Origin of the sequence: Sphingomonas baiyangensis (assembly GCF_005144715.1) — a bacterium.
GTDB lineage: Bacteria > Pseudomonadota > Alphaproteobacteria > Sphingomonadales > Sphingomonadaceae > Sphingomonas > Sphingomonas baiyangensis.
The window spans coordinates 1,771,857-1,788,068 of record NZ_SWKR01000002.1 but is presented as its reverse complement, the minus strand read 5'-3'; the positions used below and the strand labels follow the sequence as shown (position 1 = coordinate 1,788,068).

Here is a 16,212-nt window from a genome sequence, read left to right as displayed (position 1 = left end):
CCCGACGGTGGAGAAGCGTCCTGCATCGCGTTGCTGTTCAGTCCAGCTTCTTCAACAGGTCAAGCAATTCGTCGGGGATGCTCTCATCGACGGCCTCGCGATAGACGGCACGCAGGGCGTCGCCGACATTCCGGCGGTCGCCGCCCGAACCGCTACCCGAGCCACCACCCGAACGGCCACCGCCTGCGCCGTGCCGAGCACCGCCTGCGTTGCCATCACGATTGCCGGTACGGGATTCTTTGCCGCTCTTCCCGGTCGCGGTCGCATCGTCATGCGAGCCGGCGGCGGGGCTGTTCCCTGAACGCACCTACTTCCCCCTGCGGATCGCGAACACCCCTGAGGCGCACGCGAACGAAATTACGGCCCCCGGGTGGGAGCGTGAATATCCCAAGCACACAAAGCGCTTCGGGTGTGAAACAAAAAACGTTCTCGATGGTTCCGGTCGAGAAGCAAAATCGGGGAAGGGGGGAACCTTCGCCTGTGCGCTTGCAGATTTGCCCGCGCGCCAGCATCTCGTGCCGATGCGCGAGCGGCGGCCTTGCCGCGCCGAAGGAGTGAAGTACGAACATGTCGCTTGGACAACAGCTTGCCCCGCATCTTCCTTTTCTGCGCCGCTACGGCCGCGCGCTGACCGGTAGCCAGACCGAAGGCGACCGCTATGTGCGCGCCACGCTCGAGGCGATCGTCGCCGCGCCCGAGGAGTTTCCGCGCGACGTCGATGCGCGGCTGGGGCTGTATCGCACCTTCCAGGCGATCTGGTCGTCGAGCCAGATCGAGGACATGCATGCCGGCGAGGATGGCGGCGACGCCGAGGCGATCGCCCGCGCGCGGCTGGCGCGGATCGCACCGCTCTCGCGCCAGGCATTGCTGCTGACGGCGATGGAAGGCTTCACCGTCGAGGATACCGCCTATCTGATCGGCGCGACCGACAGCGAGGTCGACGAGCTGGTGAGCGATGCGCTCGCCGAAATCGAGCAGCAGACGCGCGCCCGCGTGCTGGTGATCGAGGACGAGCCGATCATCGCGATGGACCTCGAGACGATCGTGCGCGATCTTGGCCACGATGTGACCGGCGTGGCGGTGACGCGCGACGAAGCCGTGGCGCTGGCGCTCGAAGACCGGCCCGGTCTGGTGCTTGCCGATATCCAGCTCGCCGACGACAGTTCGGGCATCGACGCGGTCAAGGACATCCTTGCCGAATTCAACGTGCCCGTAATCTTCATCACGGCCTTCCCCGAGCGGCTGCTGACGGGCGAACGTCCCGAGCCGACCTTCCTCATCACCAAGCCGTTCCAGCGCTCGACGGTGAAGGCGGCGATCAGCCAGGCGCTGTTCTTCGACCAGGCGACGGTGCCCGCCGGCTGAGCATCGCCCTATCGAACGACTGATACGGACCCAAAATGATTTCCGGGGGTTGAGCCTGCATGGCTGACGAAGACAACGCAAAGCACATCGACACCGACCGCGCCCGTGCCGGTACCACGCCGCACATGACGCGTGTGATCCTTCCCGTGTCGCTGGCACTGGTCATCATCATATTCGCCTGGCTGCTGCTGGCCTGAGGCCCGCCGACTGCGTACCGAGACGCCCGGGGGCTGGCCTTTGCCCCCGGTGCGCCCTATCTTCAACGTTCTGGCGTGGAAACTCCGCGCCCGGTAGAGCGGGAAACCATGTCGTCCACCGAACCGAATGATGCGGTGTCCGCCGCCGATGCGCCGCGCGAGCACGTCTCGCTGCCCGACGGCGAGTTCAAGGCGCATCTGACGCAGGTTATTCCGCATCTGCGCGCGTTCGGGCGTTCGCTTTCGGGCAGCCGCGACGTGGCCGACGATCTGGTGCAGGAAACGCTGCTCAAGGCGTGGGCGGCGCGCAAGCGGTTTCAGGCGGGCACCAACATGCGCGCGTGGACCTTCATCATCCTGCGCAACCTGTATCTCAGCCAGATGCGCCGCGCGCGCTTCAAGGGCGAGTGGGACGATCTGGTTGCCGACCGGCTGCTCGCCGCGCCCGCCAGCCAGGATCGCCATGTCGAGCTGACCGACATGCAGCGAGCATTGCTCCACCTTCCTCGACCGCAGCGCGAGGCGCTGATCCTCGTCGGCGCGGGCGGGTTCGCCTATGAGGAAGCGGCCGAGATCTGCGAAGTAGCGGTCGGCACGATCAAGAGCCGCGTCGCGCGCGGCCGTGTCGCGCTCGAGGCGCTGCTCACGCAGGGAGCGCTCCCGTCGCGCCGCGAGCATGATGCCGGCGGCCGTACGGCGCTCGACACGATCATGGGTGAGGTCGACGATCTAAGCCGCGACCGCTGATCCGGTCAGCGGCGTTCGGAAGTCTTGGCGTCGAGCTGTTCGAGCAGGCGGCGCATGTCGCCGGGCAGCGAACGATCGCGCGCATAGGCACCGCGCAGCGCACCGCCGACGGCATCGGTAGCGCGCGGCATCCCGATATGGACGCGCGCGGACTGCGGATCGAGATTGTCGCCGAGATGCATCGCCATCATGGACGGTTGAACGACCCATGCGGCGATTTGTTGCTTGACAGCGCACACCCGCTCGATTTCGCCGACGCGTGACATGAATGCTACGCCTGCCCGAACGGTCCTGCCCGAAATGCTTGGCGACGCGGTGGCGCGTGCCAGGCGTGAATCGCCCTTTCTCGGCTGGGCGCTCGATCGCGAACCCGATCTTGCCGAGAACCTGCGAGCCGCGCTGGCCGATCCGCTCGCGGTGGCAGCGGCGTTCGACGCAGATTCGGTCGCGCAGGCGCTGCGGCGCGAACGCCGCCGTCTGGCGCTGATCGTCGCGCTCGGCGATCTTTCCGGAGCTTATACCTTCGAGCGTGTCGTCGCGGTCCTGACGCAATTCGCCGACGGCGCGCTGCACCGCGCGATTGCCGCTGCGATCGACGAGCGCGTGTCGGGCGCACCGCCGATCGGCTTTGCCGCCATTGCGCTCGGCAAGCAGGGCAGCGGCGAGCTCAACTATTCGTCCGACATCGACCCGATCTTCCTGTTCGACCCCGCCACGCTGCCACACCGCGCGAACGAGGATGCGCAGCAGGCAGCGATCCGCATCGGCAAGCGTGTGGTCGAGCTGCTCCAGGCGCGCGACGCCAATGGCTATGTGCTGCGCGTCGATCTGCGGCTGCGCCCGTCGAGCGAGGTCACGCCGATCGCGCTGCCCGTCGATGCGGCCATCTCCTATTACGAATCGCAGGCGCTGCCATGGGAACGCGCGGCGTTCATCCGCGCGCGTGCCGCGGCGGGGGACAAGGCGCTCGGCGAGCGGTTTCTCGCGGCGATCCGCCCGTTTGTGTGGCGGCGCGCGCTCGACTTCGGGACGATCGCCGAGGTGCGGTCGATCACGCGGCGCATCCGCGATCATCACGCGCAGGGCCAAGCCTTCGGTGCCGGTTACGACCTGAAGCGCGGCCGCGGCGGTATTCGCGAGATCGAGTTCTTCGCGCAGACGCACCAGCTGATCCATGGCGGGCGTGATCCGGCGCTGCGTGCGCCCGCGACACTCGACGCGCTCGGCCTGCTAGCAGCGGCGGGCTGGATCGATGCCGCCGATGCGCGCGCGCTTGCCGATGCCTATCGTTTGCTGCGCACCATTGAGCATCGCGTGCAGATGATCGACGATCGTCAGACGCACGCACTGCCGGCGAGCGACAGCCTCGATCGCGTCGCGCGGCTGCACGGTCTTGCCGATGGCGGCGCGCTGCTCGCGCTTCTGGCGCCGCATGTCGATCGCGTCGGGCGCATCTACGATGCGATCGAGCCCGAGGAGGATAGCGGCATGCCCGAGGACGGCGACCGGCTGCGTGCACGGCTCGAGGCTGCGGGATTCGCCGATGCCGAGGTCGCGGTGCGGCGCGTCGAGGAATGGCGGTCGGGCAGCTATCCGGCACTGCGGAGCCCCACGGCGCGCGCGGCGCTCGAAGCGGTGCTGCCGGGCCTGATGCAGGCACTGGGCGGCGCGGCCGATCCGGGCCAGGCGCTGATCCGGCTCGACAAGCTGCTGGCGCGGCTTCCGAGCGCGATCAATTTCCTGCGCCTGCTCGAAGCGCAGCCACCGCTGGCGCGTCTGCTGGGCAACATCCTCAGCCACGCGCCGACGCTGGCCGATGTGCTCGGGCGTCGCATCGAGCTGCTCGACGGGCTGATCGATGCGAGCGCGCTCGAACCCGTTCCCGACGTCGCGACGCTGACGGCCGAGATGCGTGGTCGCGAGCGGCAGGATTACGAGCGGCAGCTCGACCATGTGCGCCGAATGGTCAACGAGAAGCGTTTCGCGCTGGGTGCGCAGATCATCGCGGGGGCAAGCGATCCGCTGTCGGTATCGGCGGGCTATGCGCGCGTCGCCGAGGCGGCGATCGGCGTGCTGGGCGATGCGACCGTCGCCGAATTCGCACTACGCCACGGCAAGGTGCCGGGCAGCGAGCTCGTCGTGCTGGCGCTGGGGCGGCTGGGCGGCGCGGCGCTGACGCACGCCTCGGATCTCGATCTCGTCTATCTCTTCACCGGCGACCATGCCGTCGAATCGGATGGCGAGAAGCCTCTGGGTGCGGTGCACTATTACAACCGCCTCGCGCAGCGGCTGACCGCCGCGCTTTCGGTGCCGACGGCATCGGGGCCGCTCTACCCGGTCGACACGCGGCTGCGGCCATCGGGCGCGCAGGGGCCGCTGGTCGTCTCGCTCGAGGGATTTCGCCGCTATCAGCAGGAAAGCGCGTGGACGTGGGAGCATATGGCGCTCACCCGCGCGCGGCCGGTATATGGATCGCCCGAAGCCATCGCAGCCGTACAATCGGTGATCGACGCCGTCCTGGCGGGCGCGCGGCCGGTGCGCGATATCGTTGCCGATGCCGTGGCGATGCGCGCCGAGATGCGCGCGCACAAGCCGCCGCAGGGGCCGCTCGACGCCAAGCTGCTCGACGGCGGGCTCGTCGATCTCGAATTCGCGGTCCACACGCTGCAACTCGTCCACCGCATCGGCTTCACGCCCGATCTGCGCGCCGCGATCGGTGCGCTGGCCGAAGCCGGCCTGATGGCGCCTACGCTCGTGCGCGCGCACGACGTGCTGACGCGGCTGCTGGTCACGCTGCGGCTGGTGGCGCCCGATGCCGACGCGCCGGCCGAGCCGACGCGTGCGCTGGTCGCGCAGGCGCTCGACCTGCCCGACTGGCCGGCAGTGCTTGAAACGCTTGCAGCGACTAGGCAGGAGGTCGGAGCGGCGTGGCGCGGCGTCGCGGGCGAGGGAGATTGAGCGATGACAATCGAAGTGGGCGATACGCTTCCCGATATCGAAGTGACGCTGCCCGACGGCACCCTGCGCAAGCTGGGCGATGTGGCCGACGGGCGCGCGCTCGTCGTCTATTTCTATCCGCGAGACGATACGTCGGGCTGCACGCGAGAGGCGCAGGCGTTCACCGCGATGCTGCCCGAGTTTGCCGAAACGGGCGTCGGCGTGATCGGCATCTCGAAGGACTCGCCTGCCGATCACCAGAAATTTGCTGCCAAGCACGACCTGACCGTGCCGCTCGCGACCGATGCCGATGGTGCGGTGTGCGAGGCGTTCGGCGTTTGGGTCGAGAAGAACATGTACGGCAAGAAACATATGGGCATCGAGCGCGCGACTTTCCTGTTCGACGCCAAGGGCGTGGCGCAGCGCGTGTGGCGCAAGGTCAAGGTGCCCGGTCATGTCGAACAGGTGCTGGCGGCGGCACGCGCGCTTTGACCATCGGCGCGAGCATCGGCGGAGCGGCGCGCGCGGTATTGCTCGCCGGCGATCCGGTCGCCAAGCGCAAGGCGGCGCGCGCCGCCGCACGGGCATGGCGGCGCGGTGCGCTCGCCCACCGATTCGACGTGGCGATGCCCGATCGGCCCGCGCGCCCCGACTTCCCCGAGTTGCTGCCGCCCAACCGCATGCCCAAGCGCGGCAAGGGCGGGTCCGAGCGCGGCCGGATCGCGCTCATCCATTCGCTGGCGCATATCGAATTCGTCGCGATCGATCTGGCGTTCGATCTGGTCGGCCGCTTCGGCGCCCGCTTCCCGCGCGCGTTCGTCGACGATTGGGTCGCGGTGGGTGCCGACGAGGCGATGCACTTCGCACTGGTCGACCGGCGGCTTCGCTCGCTCGGCAGCTTCTATGGCGCCTTGCCCGCGCATGACGGGCTGTGGGATGCCGCGCTGGCGACGGCGGGCGACGTGCATGGGCGCCTCGCCGTCGTGCCGATGGTGCTCGAAGCGCGCGGGCTCGACGTAACGCCCGCGACGATCGAGCGCTTCGCCCATGCCGGCGACGCGCCGACGGTGGCGATCCTCCGGCGCATCCTGACCGACGAAGTACGGCACGTGCGCGCAGGCACGATCTGGTTCAATCATGCCTGCGCGCGGGACGGATTCCAGCCGGCGGCGCACTGGCAGGCGATGGTCGCACGGTATTTTCGGGGAGCGATTAAGCCGCCGTTCAACGACTCGGCGCGTGAGTCTGCCGGTCTAACGCGCGAATATTACGGCGCTCTTGCCGCCGGCTGACCCGCCAAGCACAAGAGCAGCCGTCCGGGGCGCGGAGGGGCTGCGATCGGGACATCACATTCGCGAACGGGAAAAATCCCGTCCGTGCGTCTGGGTCGCCGGGGAAATATGCACGCTACTTCCAACGTTTCGAACGCCAGTTACCGCTTCGGGTTCCGCAACCTTTTCAAAAACCGCGATTTCATTTTGCACGATGGGCGCACGCTGCGCCGTTTCAGCGTCACCGGCCGGCAGCAGGCCTTTGCGGCAGGCGCCGCGGTGCTGGCGCTCGGCTTCTCGGGCTATGGTGCGGCATCGGCTGCGGTCGATACGCTGACCGCCTCGGGCGCGTTCGGTGCCTCGGCCGCCGAGACGCGCGTGACGCGGATGCAGCGCGAAGTGGCGCGGATGCGCGCCGACGTAGCCGGCCTCAAGAAGACCGCCGCCGATCATGCAGCCCGGGTCGAGCAGCGTCAGGCACTGATCGCCGCCGTGCTGAGCGGCGAGGGCGATCCCGAGCAACTCGCCGCGCTGGCGGCGCAGCCTGCCGGCCAGGCGACGGGGCTCGCGGCGTCGGTCGTGGCGCCGCTGCGGCGCGTCGGCGCGCAGCAGGTCGCCTTCGCGATCGAGGCGCGCGCGATCACCGATGCGCGCATCAAGGCGACCGAGCGGCATCTGCGCCGGCTGGGCGTTCGCCCCGATCGCGTCATCGCCCAGGCGGCGATGGGCGGTCCCTATCTGCCGCTCGACAGCCGCGAGGGCGCCGAAGCGGCGGCCGAAGCCGCCTCGGGCTCGGCAGGTGCGGGTGCCGATGCGCAGTTCCGCTCGCTGTTCCAGAGCTGGAAGAAGCTCGACACGCTTGAGCAGGCGGTCATCGCCATCCCTTCGCTCCAGCCCGTCGACGATCTCAAGCTGACTTCGAGCTTCGGTGTGCGCTCGGACCCGTTCCGCGGCACTGCCGCGATGCATGCGGGCATCGACATTCCCGGCCCCGTCGGCACGCCGATCTACGCTACCGCCGACGGCGTCGTGTCGCGCGCCAAGCGCGTGGGCGGCTATGGCAATCTGGTCGAGATCAATCACGGCAAGGGCATCGAGACGCGCTACGGCCATCTCTCGCGCATCATCGTCGGCGACAATGCGCGCGTGAAGCGGGGCCAGCTCATTGGCCTGATGGGCTCGACCGGCCGGTCGACGGGCAGCCATCTGCATTATGAGGTGCGCATCGACGGTCGTCCGGTGAATCCGATGCCGTACATGCAGAGCGCCGACGTGCTGCTGAGCGCGCAGGACAAGGCACTGCGCGCACGCGCCGCGATGGGTGGCCCCGCGCAGTAATCGTCCGCATTGCCGGAGCGTATGCGCGGGCCTATCTGATGACGATGACCCAAGCCGTTTCCGACGCCGCCATATCGCTGACCGCCAGTGCCGCGGCGCGCGTTGCCGCCATTGCCGAGCGGCAGGGCAAGCCTGCGATCCTGCGACTGTCGGTCGAAGGAGGGGGCTGTTCGGGGTTCCAGTACCGCTTCGGACTGGCCGATGTGCCTGAGGCCGATGACATCGCCGTCGAGACCGATGGCGTTCGGCTGGTCGTCGACCCCATGAGCCTCGATCTGGTACGCGGTGCGCGTGTCGATTTCGTCGAGAGCCTCGGTGGATCAGCATTCCGCGTCGATAATCCGGTGGCGGCATCGGGATGCGGCTGCGGCACCAGCTTCTCGGTCTGAGCGCGGCGCGTGAAGATCGTCAGCTACAACGTCAACGGCATCAAGGCGCGCCTGCCGCGCCTGCTCGAATATCTCGCCGAAGAGTCGCCCGACATCGTCTGCCTTCAGGAACTGAAGTCGAGCGACGAGACCTTTCCCGAAGCCGATATCCGCGACGCCGGCTATGGCGCGGTATGGCACGGGCAGAAGGGGTTCAATGGCGTTGCCATTCTCGCGAAAGGCGTCGATCCCGTCGAGCGCGTGCGCGGGCTGGCGGGTGAGCCCGAGGACGAGCACAGCCGCTATATCGAGGCCGAGGTCGGCGACCTCGTGGTCGCGTCGATCTATTTGCCCAACGGCAATCCGCAGCCTGGCCCCAAGTTCGACTACAAGCTGCGCTGGTTCGAGCGTCTCGCGACACATGCGCGCACGTTGCTCGACAGCGAACGGACGGTCGTGCTTGCGGGCGACTACAACGTCATCCCCAACGACGACGACGTATTCTCGGTGCGCGCGATGGCATCGGACGCGCTGATGCAGCCCGAATCGCGCGCGGCCTATCGTCGCCTGCTGGCGCAGGGCTGGACCGATGCGCTACGCACCCGCTTTCCCGGCGGCGGTGTGTGGACGTTCTGGGACTATCAGGCGGGCGCATGGCAGCGCGATGCGGGTTTCCGTATCGATCATCTGCTGCTCAGCCCCACCGCCGCCGACCGGCTGGCCGATGCCGGCGTCGACAAGGCGCATCGCGGCCGCGAAAAGGCTAGCGACCATGCGCCGACCTGGGTCACGCTCCGCTGACGACCAGTTGGCGCAATGCGCCATATAGTAGTACCTATCGCTTCTTTGCATCACCTTCGGCGATTACGGATAACGCTAACACGCTGAAATCTCACATGACCAGTGTTTGGCACAACTAGTGCACTAACACGGTTGTCGCCGGCGAGAACGGCGCAACTTGGAGGAGAAATCAGATGTTCCGCTTTGCCACCCCCATGATCGCGATTGCCGCAATGGCTGCCGCCGCCTCGTCGCCTGCCGCTGCCACGGCCGTCGACCCGGCGCGCGCGCCGAAGGCCGAGGCCTCGAGCAAGGCCGCACCTGCGCGTGCGAAGAACCCCAACCAGAAGGTCTGCCTACGCGATGCGCAGCCGAACTCGCGCATCATGCGCACCGAATGCAATACGCGGCGGGGCTGGGATCGCGCGGGCGTGACGCTTCCGGCCGGCGTGTGAGCCGCAGCATGCGATCGGACCGGAATGCCCGGTCCGGTCGCGACGCGCGTCAGGCGTCGAGCGATCGCTCGAAGATCGTGTAGCGCCGGTTGATCTTGCTCTCGATCGTGTCGGCGATGGCGATCATCCCCTGATTGTCGTCGAGAATCCAGCCGATCTCGCCGCGTTCGGCGCCGTATTTCGCCACTGCGTCACGGCGGATATATTCGATCATCATGAAAGCCAGCTGGCTCGCGATGCGCGACGCCTGCAACCGCTTGACCACGCCCATCAGCGGCACGCGCATCGTGCGCGCCCGCGGGCGCCGGATCCATAGCAGCAGCTTCGCCCAGCCGAACGGCAGCAGCGAGCCCTTGAGCGGCGCGATCACTTCGTTGAGATCGGGCAGTGTAATCATGAATGCCACGGGCTCGCCGTCGAGTTCGGCGATGCGGATAAGATCCTCGAACACGATCGGCTTGAGCTTCTTGCCGACATCCTCGATTTCGGGCGGGGTAAGCGGCACGAAGCCCCAATTGTCCGACCAGGCATCGTTGAGGATGCCGAGAATGATCGCCGCCTCCTCGGCGAAGCGCGCTTTGTCGACGCGGCGGATGCGGATGCGCGGGTTGCGATCACCCGCCGCGACGATGCGCTGCACCAGCGGCGGAAAGTCCTGCGTGATTCCGAGTTCGTAGGTGACGAGTTCCTTGGCCGGCGCATAGCCCGCCGCCTCGATCCAAGCACGATAGTGCGGCGGATTGTGCCCCATCATCACCGTCGGCTTGTGATCGAAGCCCTGCGTCAACAGTCCCGGCTGCTCCCAGATCGACAGGCTGATCGGACCGAGCGCGCGATCGAGCCCGCGGCCCTTGAGCCATGTCTCGGCGGTGTCGATCAGCACGGCCGCGGCCTCGGCGTCCTCGGCCTCGAACATGCCCCATTGGCCGCAACCGGGGCCGAAGCCCTGTTCGGGCGGCATCGTCAGCGCCAGCGTGTCGACATGCGCCGAGATGCGGCCCACCACACGTCCATCGCGCTCGGCAAGAAACAACTGTGCCTCGGCATGGCTGAACCAGCCATTGGTCTTGGGCGATAGCGTGTCGCGCACTTCGGCGCGCAGCGGCGGCACCCAGTTGGGGTCGTCGGCATTGAGGCGATAGGCCAGATCGATAAAGGCTTCGAGATCGGCCTTGGTGGCGACGGGGCGGGTCGTGGTCATGCACCGTTCCGTCCGGTCTCGCCGGTGTTGTGTCAAGCGGCCGCGACGCCCATATCCCGCCATTATCTGACGATATTGCTGGTAGCCATGAACTCGTTTTCCCTCGATCGGCGCGATGCCGCCGGTGTACCGACGCCGCGCACGGTTTCGCGCCGCGCTCCCGTCGCCGACGACCGGGCGATGCTGCGCGCGGCGTCCGAGCTGACGCGCGACCTGACGGCACCGCGCCCCGCGATCTACTGGAGCGACCTGATCGCGTCGTCGGTCATCGGCTATGCCGCGTTCGCGGCCGCCGTCACGCTCGGTGCGTCGGGATGGGGCATCGCTGCCTGGGTGGTGTCGGTGCTCGCGCTGTATCGCGCCGCGAGCTTCATCCACGAGGTGAGCCATATCAAGCACGCGGCATTGCCCGGCTTCCGGCTGGGGTGGAACGTGCTGATTGGCATCCCGCTGCTTGCGCCGTCCTTCACCTATGAGGGCGTGCACAACCTGCACCACGCCAAGACGCGCTACGGCACGATCGACGATCCCGAATATCTGCCGCTCGCCAACATGAAGCCGTGGAGCCTGCCGCTGTTCCTCGCGGTCGCGGCGCTGGCGCCGATCGGCTTTCTCGTGCGCTATGCCGTGCTGACGCCGCTGTCGCTCATCGTGCCTTCGCTGCGTCCGGTGGTCGAGGCACGCTATTCGGCCTTGTGCATCAATCCCGATTTCCGCCGCCGCCCTGCCGAGGGTGCGGCCCGCCGGCTGTGGTGGCAGCTCGAGATCGCGACGAGCATCTGGTCGATCGCGCTGCTTGGCGCGGTCGCGACGGGCGTGGTGCCTTTGTGGGCGTTCGGCGTGTATCTCGCGACGATCTCGGCGATCATGATCGTCAACCAGGTGCGCACGCTGGTCGCGCATCTGTGGGAGAATGAGGGCGAGGAAATGTCGCTCACCGCGCAGTATCTCGATTCGGTCAACGTGCCGCCGCCGGCGCTGCTGCCTTTCCTGTGGGCGCCGGTCGGCCTGCGCTATCACGCGCTGCATCACCTGTTGCCGGGGCTGCCCTACCACGCGCTCGGTGAAGCGCACCGCCGGATCTCGGCAGCGATCGAGCCGCATTCGGTCTATCACAAGGCGAGCTACAAGGGGCTGCCGGGGCTAGTGGCGCGGCTGGCGCGCGGAACGATGACGGCGCGCTGAGCCGCCCGCGCTATTCCTCGGTACGCACCAGCACTGCCTCGCCGATCAGGAAGAACAGCAGGAACGGCGCCCATGCCGCGAGGAAGGGCGGGTAGGCGCCGAGATTGCCCATTGCGAGCGCGAAATTGTCGGCGACGAAATAGGCGAAGCCCAGCATCATCCCCAGCACCGCACGGATGAACAATTTGCCCGAGCGCGCGACGCCGAATGCCGCGACCGCGCCGAGGAGCGGCATCAGCACCGACGACAGCGGCCCCGACAATTTGTGCCAGAGCGTGCCTTCGAGCGCCTTGGTCGGCCGGCCAGCGACTTCGAGCTCGTCGATCGCCGCGCGCAGCTCGACGAACGAGAGGCCATCGGCATTGACACTTGCCAGCGTGAACTGGTCGGAGCGCACGCCCTCGCCGATGATCGCCGCGGGCGCGCGCGTGATCTGCCCACGCGCGACATCAAAGCGCTCGACCTGCTCGGCGCGCCAGCCCTCGCCCGCACGCGTTGCGCGCGCGGCGGTCAGCACCGAAACGATCGAGCCGCCCTCGCGTTCGAACACCGTCACACCGGCCAGCCGCGCGGCGTCGCCCCGGCCTGCGACCTGGCGGGCCTGGATGAGATTGTCGCCCGATCGCACCCAAACATTGGCGCGGTCGCCGCGATCGACGGGCACCGGGCCGTAATCGACCGCGCGCCATGCATCGAGCGTGGCGGTGGCGCGCGCCACGATCCGCTCGTTGAACGCGAACGACAGGACGGCAACGCCCAGCGCCGCGAGGATCAGCGGCGCCAGTACCTGATGTGCCGAGAGGCCCGAGGCCTTGAGCGCGATGACCTCGCTGTTCTGGTTGAGCGTCGATAGCGTGATGATGGTGCCCAGCAGCACCGAGAAGGGCAGGAAGCGGGCGATAATCTCAGGCGTGCGCAGGCTGACATAGCGCAGCACCTGCCCCTGGCCATTGCCTTCATAGGCAAGGATGCGCCCGCTTTCGGACAAAAGGTCGAGCGCCTGCAGCACCAGCACCAGCGCCGCGAGGATCGCGAAGCTGCGGATGAGGAACATCTTGCCCATGTAGAGCGAGACGGTGCGCGAAGGGAAAAAGGATAGTGCGCCGCTCATGCCATGCGTCTCCGTCCGGGCATCCGCCGCGCCACCGCTGCCGCAGCCTTGCCTGCCCAGCGCTCGAGCGCGCCGATCGGCTGGCCGCCGGGGACATGTGCGATCTGATGGTACATCCACAGGATCAGTGCGGCGAAGATCACGAACGGCACCCACAGGGCGATAAGCGGATCGATCCGGCCGAGCCCGCCCACGGCTTCGCCATATTCGTTGATCTTGTGATAGGTCACGATCATCACGATCGCGAGGAACACGCCGAGCGCCGAGGTCGATCGCTTGGGCGGCACGCCGAGCGCCACCGCCAGCAGCGGCAGCAGGAACATCGTCGCAATCTCCACCACGCGGAAATGGAAAGCCGCGCGACTGGTGTCGCGCACCTGCTCGCTTTGCGCGGGGTCGCGTCCGAGGACGACGAGCTCGGGCAGCGTACGTTCGAGATTTCGGTCGCCACGCGCGCGGAACTGGCCGAACTCGGGCAGCGGGATCGGCAGGTCGTGGCTGGTGAAGGTCAGCACGCGCGGCGTCACGAAGCCCGGCGAGTTGTGCACCAGCGTGCCGCGCGTCAGGCGGAAGATGATCGTGTTAGGATCGTCGGTCGCGAGGAACTGACCCTTTTCGGCCGAGGCGGCGTACCAGCCGCCTTCGGCATCGCGGAAATTGACGAAGATGCCCGACAGATCGCGCCCGCTTTCGCGGCTTTCCTCGATGCGCAGCGCCATATTGTCGCCGAACTGGGTGAACTCGCCGACCTTGATCGACGCGCCGAGCGCGCCCGATCGCAGCTCGAAGCGCAGCTCTTCATAGGCGTAGCGCGCCTTGGGCTGGACATAGCCGACGATCGCCAGATTGAGCGCGGCGAGCGCGATGGTGTAGTAGTAAGGCACGCGCAGCAGCCGGCCATAGCTCATGCCCACGCCGCGCAGCACGTCGAGCTCGCTCGACGAGGCGATTTTGCGGAAAGCGAGCAGGATGCCGAGCAGCAGCCCGATGGGGATGCCGAGCCCCAGATATTCGGGCAGCAGATTGGCGAGCATCTGCCACACCACGCTCACCGGCCCGCCCTCGGTCGCGACGAAATCGAACAGCCGCAGCATCCGGTCGAGCACGAGCAGCATCGCCGCGATCACCAGCGTGGAGAACAGCGGCACCGCGATGAGCCGCGCCATGTAGCGATCGATTGCGGGCATAGTGGCGGCGGCGAACCCTCGGCAACGGACACGGCATCGGCTGCCGGATGCGCCATATAGCCCGCCCGGCGGCGCGCGTCAGCCTTTCAATTGCGTGTCAGGCACGCCGCCTGGCGGGCAGCGGCGCGCGTGTCTGCTCGACCGCGGCCTCGACCGCTTCGGCAAGCGCCACGAGCGTGAAAGGCTTGCGCAGGACGTGCGCGCCCGCCAGCGCGCGATCGCCGACGTCGCCGGCATATCCCGTGATGTAGAGCACGGCGGCATCGGGGAGCATCGGAGCGAGCGCCTCGATCAGCTCGGGGCCGGTGCGGCCGGGCATCAGCACGTCGGTCACGACAATATCGGGTGTCGCCGTCATTTCGCGTAGCAGCCGCTCGGCCTCGAGCGGATCGCCGCAGGCGACGGGTCGATGGCCGAGCTCGCGCAGCGCCGCCATCGTGGCGGCGAGCACGCGCGGATCGTCTTCGACGAGCAGCACGTCGTAGCCGGCCTCGGCGACCGCCGCCGGGGCGGGACATGGCACCGGCGCGGCGGCATCGACCGCCTGCCCCGCATGACGCGGCAGGTAGAGCGTCACCGTCGTTCCCTCACCCGGTGTCGAACGGATCGCGATCTCGCCCGAAAGTTGCCGTACGAGCCCGAAGATCTGGCTGAGTCCAAGCCCCGTGCCCTTGCCCACGGGCTTGGTGGTGAAGAACGGCTCGAATGCGCGCTCGATCACCTCGGGCGTCATGCCGCAGCCGGTGTCGCGCACCGCGATCGTGGCATAGTCGCCCGCGGCGGCCGTCCCCAGCTCGCCTTCGGCGAGCGTCGCGATGCCGGTGGCGAGGGTGATCGTGCCACGCCCCTCCATCGCGTCACGCGCGTTAACCGCGAGGTTGAGGATCGCGTTCTCGAGCTGGTGGCGATCGCCCCAGATGCAGCAGCCTGCGCTGTCGCTTTCGACCACTACCACGATGCTGTCGCCCAGCGTGCGATCGATAAGGTCCGACATGCCGGCGATGAGCACGGCCGGATCGATCGCCTCGGGCAGCAGCGGCTCGGCACGCGCGAAGGCGAGCAGCTGGCGCGTGAGCGCGGCGGCGCGTTCGGCGCCTTCGCTCGCCATCTCGATATGCCGCAGCGGATCGCCGCCCTGCGCAAGCTGGCGCCGCGCAAGATCGAGCCCGCCGAGCACGACCGCGAGCATATTGTTGAAATCGTGCGCGATGCCACCGGTAAGCTGGCCGACCGCCTCCATTTTCTGTACCTGCCGCAGCGTCGCCTCGGCGGCGGCACGCTCGGCGGCTTCGGCCTCGAGCCGCTCCGTCGCGGCGACGACGGCGGCCTCGAGCGCCGCGGCGCGCTCGCGCTCGTGCGCGGCGGCATCGTCGGCCAGACGTCGCGCGGTCAGCGCGCCGACCATCGCCCAGCCCAGCGCCAGCGCGGCGGCGACGAGCAGCAGCCCGAAGCCACCGAGCAGCGCAGCGGCGCGATTGGACGCATCGATCGTCGCGGCGGCCTCACCTGACCGGCGCGCGAGTTCGCCGCGCTCGGCCGCGTCGATACGTGCGAGGATGCGCGCGATGCGGGCAAGCGCCGCGCTCTCGCGCGCATCGTAATAGGCCGAGAGCGCCTGATTGTTCTGTTCGTAATTGCTGTGCAGCGCGATCCGGCCGAGCTCGGCGCCGCGCGCGGCATAGGCGCGTTCGAGCGCAGCGATGCGCGTCACCTGCGCCGGACTGTTGCGCACCGCGCGACGCAGGCGATCGATCTCGCCCTGTGCGCGGCGCCATTCGGCCTGGAAGCGCCGGCCGAGCGCCTTGTCGCCGCTGATGACGAAGCGGCCCAGCGCCGCTTCGGCCGCGGCGAGGTTGCCGCCGAGCGAGCGCGTGAGGATCATCACCTCGTAGCTGCGCGATTGCCGATCGAGCGCGGCGTCGCGCGCGCGGTTGGCGGCGCCAAGCGTCAGCACCAGCGCCACGGCCACGAGCGCGCCGGCGATCCCCACCGCGCCGAGCAGCAACATGCGCCACCGCGCCGCGATGGCGCTGCGCAGCCGGCCCGATTCCAGCGTCACCCCCTCCACGC

The 16,212-nt window shown here is 68.2% G+C and carries 17 protein-coding genes; 10 read left to right on the top strand and 7 right to left on the bottom strand.

Going from position 1 to position 16,212, the window contains the following annotated elements; translation table 11 throughout:
* Positions 1 to 37: 37 nt before the first annotated feature.
* Complete coding sequence (locus FBR43_RS16490; RefSeq protein WP_136943317.1) at positions 38 to 307, bottom strand: NepR family anti-sigma factor; 270 nt, start codon at positions 305 to 307, stop codon at positions 38 to 40.
* Between the two features lie 260 nt (positions 308 to 567).
* On the opposite strand from FBR43_RS16490, the gene FBR43_RS11875 reads away from it, so the two are divergent.
* From FBR43_RS11875 to FBR43_RS11870, 3 genes are all read left to right on the top strand, one after another.
* On the top strand, positions 568 to 1,365 hold the full coding sequence (locus tag FBR43_RS11875) for a response regulator (protein ID WP_136943316.1): 798 nt from the start codon (positions 568 to 570) through the stop codon (positions 1,363 to 1,365).
* Positions 1,366 to 1,424: 59 nt separating this feature from the next.
* On the top strand, positions 1,425 to 1,562 hold the full coding sequence (locus FBR43_RS16190; protein WP_169542591.1) for a hypothetical protein: 138 nt from the start codon (positions 1,425 to 1,427) through the stop codon (positions 1,560 to 1,562).
* 108 nt (positions 1,563 to 1,670) lie between these two features.
* Complete coding sequence (locus FBR43_RS11870; protein WP_136943315.1) at positions 1,671 to 2,309, top strand: sigma-70 family RNA polymerase sigma factor; 639 nt, start codon at positions 1,671 to 1,673, stop codon at positions 2,307 to 2,309.
* A gap of 5 nt (positions 2,310 to 2,314) precedes the next feature.
* Here FBR43_RS11870 and FBR43_RS11865 read toward each other — a convergent pair whose 3' ends face one another.
* Entirely contained in the window at positions 2,315 to 2,500 is a 186-nt protein-coding gene (locus FBR43_RS11865; RefSeq protein ID WP_136943314.1) for a hypothetical protein, read from the bottom strand.
* 109 nt (positions 2,501 to 2,609) lie between these two features.
* Between FBR43_RS11865 and FBR43_RS11860 the strand changes: the two genes are divergently transcribed.
* The 6 genes from FBR43_RS11860 to xth all read left to right on the top strand — a co-directional run bounded on the left by FBR43_RS11860 (position 2,610) and on the right by xth (position 9,024).
* Positions 2,610 to 5,267 (top strand): bifunctional [glutamine synthetase] adenylyltransferase/[glutamine synthetase]-adenylyl-L-tyrosine phosphorylase, encoded by a 2,658-nt coding sequence (locus FBR43_RS11860; protein ID WP_136943313.1) that lies wholly within the window; start codon positions 2,610 to 2,612, stop codon positions 5,265 to 5,267.
* A gap of 3 nt (positions 5,268 to 5,270) precedes the next feature.
* The gene (locus tag FBR43_RS11855) at positions 5,271 to 5,738 is read left to right on the top strand and encodes a peroxiredoxin (RefSeq protein WP_169542589.1); all 468 of its coding nucleotides are present in this window, start codon (positions 5,271 to 5,273) and stop codon (positions 5,736 to 5,738) included.
* Positions 5,735 to 6,538 (top strand): ferritin-like domain-containing protein, encoded by an 804-nt coding sequence (locus FBR43_RS11850; RefSeq protein WP_136943312.1) that lies wholly within the window; start codon positions 5,735 to 5,737, stop codon positions 6,536 to 6,538. The genes FBR43_RS11855 and FBR43_RS11850 overlap by 4 nt, the downstream gene beginning before the upstream one ends.
* Positions 6,539 to 6,724: 186 nt before the next feature.
* Positions 6,725 to 7,855, top strand: a complete 1,131-nt coding sequence (locus FBR43_RS11845; RefSeq protein ID WP_317128323.1) for a M23 family metallopeptidase — start codon at positions 6,725 to 6,727, stop codon at positions 7,853 to 7,855.
* A gap of 44 nt (positions 7,856 to 7,899) precedes the next feature.
* On the top strand, positions 7,900 to 8,244 hold the full coding sequence (gene erpA / locus FBR43_RS11840; RefSeq protein ID WP_136943310.1) for an iron-sulfur cluster insertion protein ErpA: 345 nt from the start codon (positions 7,900 to 7,902) through the stop codon (positions 8,242 to 8,244).
* 9 nt (positions 8,245 to 8,253) lie between these two features.
* The gene (gene xth, locus FBR43_RS11835; protein ID WP_136943309.1) at positions 8,254 to 9,024 is read left to right on the top strand and encodes an exodeoxyribonuclease III; all 771 of its coding nucleotides are present in this window, start codon (positions 8,254 to 8,256) and stop codon (positions 9,022 to 9,024) included.
* Between the two features lie 169 nt (positions 9,025 to 9,193).
* On the opposite strand, the gene FBR43_RS16315 is transcribed toward xth, so the two are convergent.
* Both FBR43_RS16315 and FBR43_RS11825 read right to left on the bottom strand, forming a co-directional pair.
* On the bottom strand, positions 9,194 to 9,391 hold the full coding sequence (locus tag FBR43_RS16315) for a hypothetical protein (RefSeq protein ID WP_136943308.1): 198 nt from the start codon (positions 9,389 to 9,391) through the stop codon (positions 9,194 to 9,196).
* 116 nt (positions 9,392 to 9,507) lie between these two features.
* The gene (locus FBR43_RS11825) at positions 9,508 to 10,659 is read right to left on the bottom strand and encodes an N-acetyltransferase (protein WP_136943307.1); all 1,152 of its coding nucleotides are present in this window, start codon (positions 10,657 to 10,659) and stop codon (positions 9,508 to 9,510) included.
* A gap of 87 nt (positions 10,660 to 10,746) precedes the next feature.
* Between FBR43_RS11825 and FBR43_RS11820 the strand changes: the two genes are divergently transcribed.
* The gene (locus FBR43_RS11820; protein ID WP_136943306.1) at positions 10,747 to 11,844 is read left to right on the top strand and encodes a fatty acid desaturase family protein; all 1,098 of its coding nucleotides are present in this window, start codon (positions 10,747 to 10,749) and stop codon (positions 11,842 to 11,844) included.
* Positions 11,845 to 11,854: 10 nt separating this feature from the next.
* Here the strand turns inward: FBR43_RS11820 and lptG are convergent, their stop codons facing one another.
* The 3 genes from lptG to FBR43_RS11805 all read right to left on the bottom strand — a co-directional run bounded on the left by lptG (position 11,855) and on the right by FBR43_RS11805 (position 16,201).
* On the bottom strand, positions 11,855 to 12,955 hold the full coding sequence (gene lptG, locus FBR43_RS11815; protein WP_136943305.1) for an LPS export ABC transporter permease LptG: 1,101 nt from the start codon (positions 12,953 to 12,955) through the stop codon (positions 11,855 to 11,857).
* On the bottom strand, positions 12,952 to 14,142 hold the full coding sequence (locus FBR43_RS11810; RefSeq protein ID WP_169542587.1) for an LptF/LptG family permease: 1,191 nt from the start codon (positions 14,140 to 14,142) through the stop codon (positions 12,952 to 12,954). Before FBR43_RS11810 ends, lptG begins: the two co-directional genes overlap by 4 nt.
* Positions 14,143 to 14,239: 97 nt before the next feature.
* Positions 14,240 to 16,201 carry an ATP-binding protein gene (locus FBR43_RS11805; RefSeq protein ID WP_249276565.1) on the bottom strand — a complete coding sequence of 654 codons (1,962 nt, stop codon included), beginning with the start codon at positions 16,199 to 16,201 and terminating at the stop codon, positions 14,240 to 14,242.
* Positions 16,202 to 16,212 lie beyond the last annotated feature (11 nt).

Coding starts and splice junctions, on each gene's coding strand:
- FBR43_RS11875 (WP_136943316.1), top strand. CDS start 568: ATGTCGCTTGGACAACAGCTTGCCCCGCATCTTCCTTTTCTGCGCCGC.
- FBR43_RS16190 (WP_169542591.1), top strand. CDS start 1,425: ATGGCTGACGAAGACAACGCAAAGCACATCGACACCGACCGCGCCCGT.
- FBR43_RS11870 (WP_136943315.1), top strand. CDS start 1,671: ATGTCGTCCACCGAACCGAATGATGCGGTGTCCGCCGCCGATGCGCCG.
- FBR43_RS11865 (WP_136943314.1), bottom strand. CDS start 2,500: ATGATGGCGATGCATCTCGGCGACAATCTCGATCCGCAGTCCGCGCGC.
- FBR43_RS11860 (WP_136943313.1), top strand. CDS start 2,610: ATGCTTGGCGACGCGGTGGCGCGTGCCAGGCGTGAATCGCCCTTTCTC.
- FBR43_RS11855 (WP_169542589.1), top strand. CDS start 5,271: ATGACAATCGAAGTGGGCGATACGCTTCCCGATATCGAAGTGACGCTG.
- erpA (WP_136943310.1), top strand. CDS start 7,900: ATGACCCAAGCCGTTTCCGACGCCGCCATATCGCTGACCGCCAGTGCC.
- FBR43_RS16315 (WP_136943308.1), bottom strand. CDS start 9,391: ATGATGCGCGAGTTCGGCTGCGCATCGCGTAGGCAGACCTTCTGGTTG.
- FBR43_RS11825 (WP_136943307.1), bottom strand. CDS start 10,659: ATGACCACGACCCGCCCCGTCGCCACCAAGGCCGATCTCGAAGCCTTT.
- FBR43_RS11820 (WP_136943306.1), top strand. CDS start 10,747: ATGAACTCGTTTTCCCTCGATCGGCGCGATGCCGCCGGTGTACCGACG.
- lptG (WP_136943305.1), bottom strand. CDS start 12,955: ATGAGCGGCGCACTATCCTTTTTCCCTTCGCGCACCGTCTCGCTCTAC.
- FBR43_RS11810 (WP_169542587.1), bottom strand. CDS start 14,142: ATGCCCGCAATCGATCGCTACATGGCGCGGCTCATCGCGGTGCCGCTG.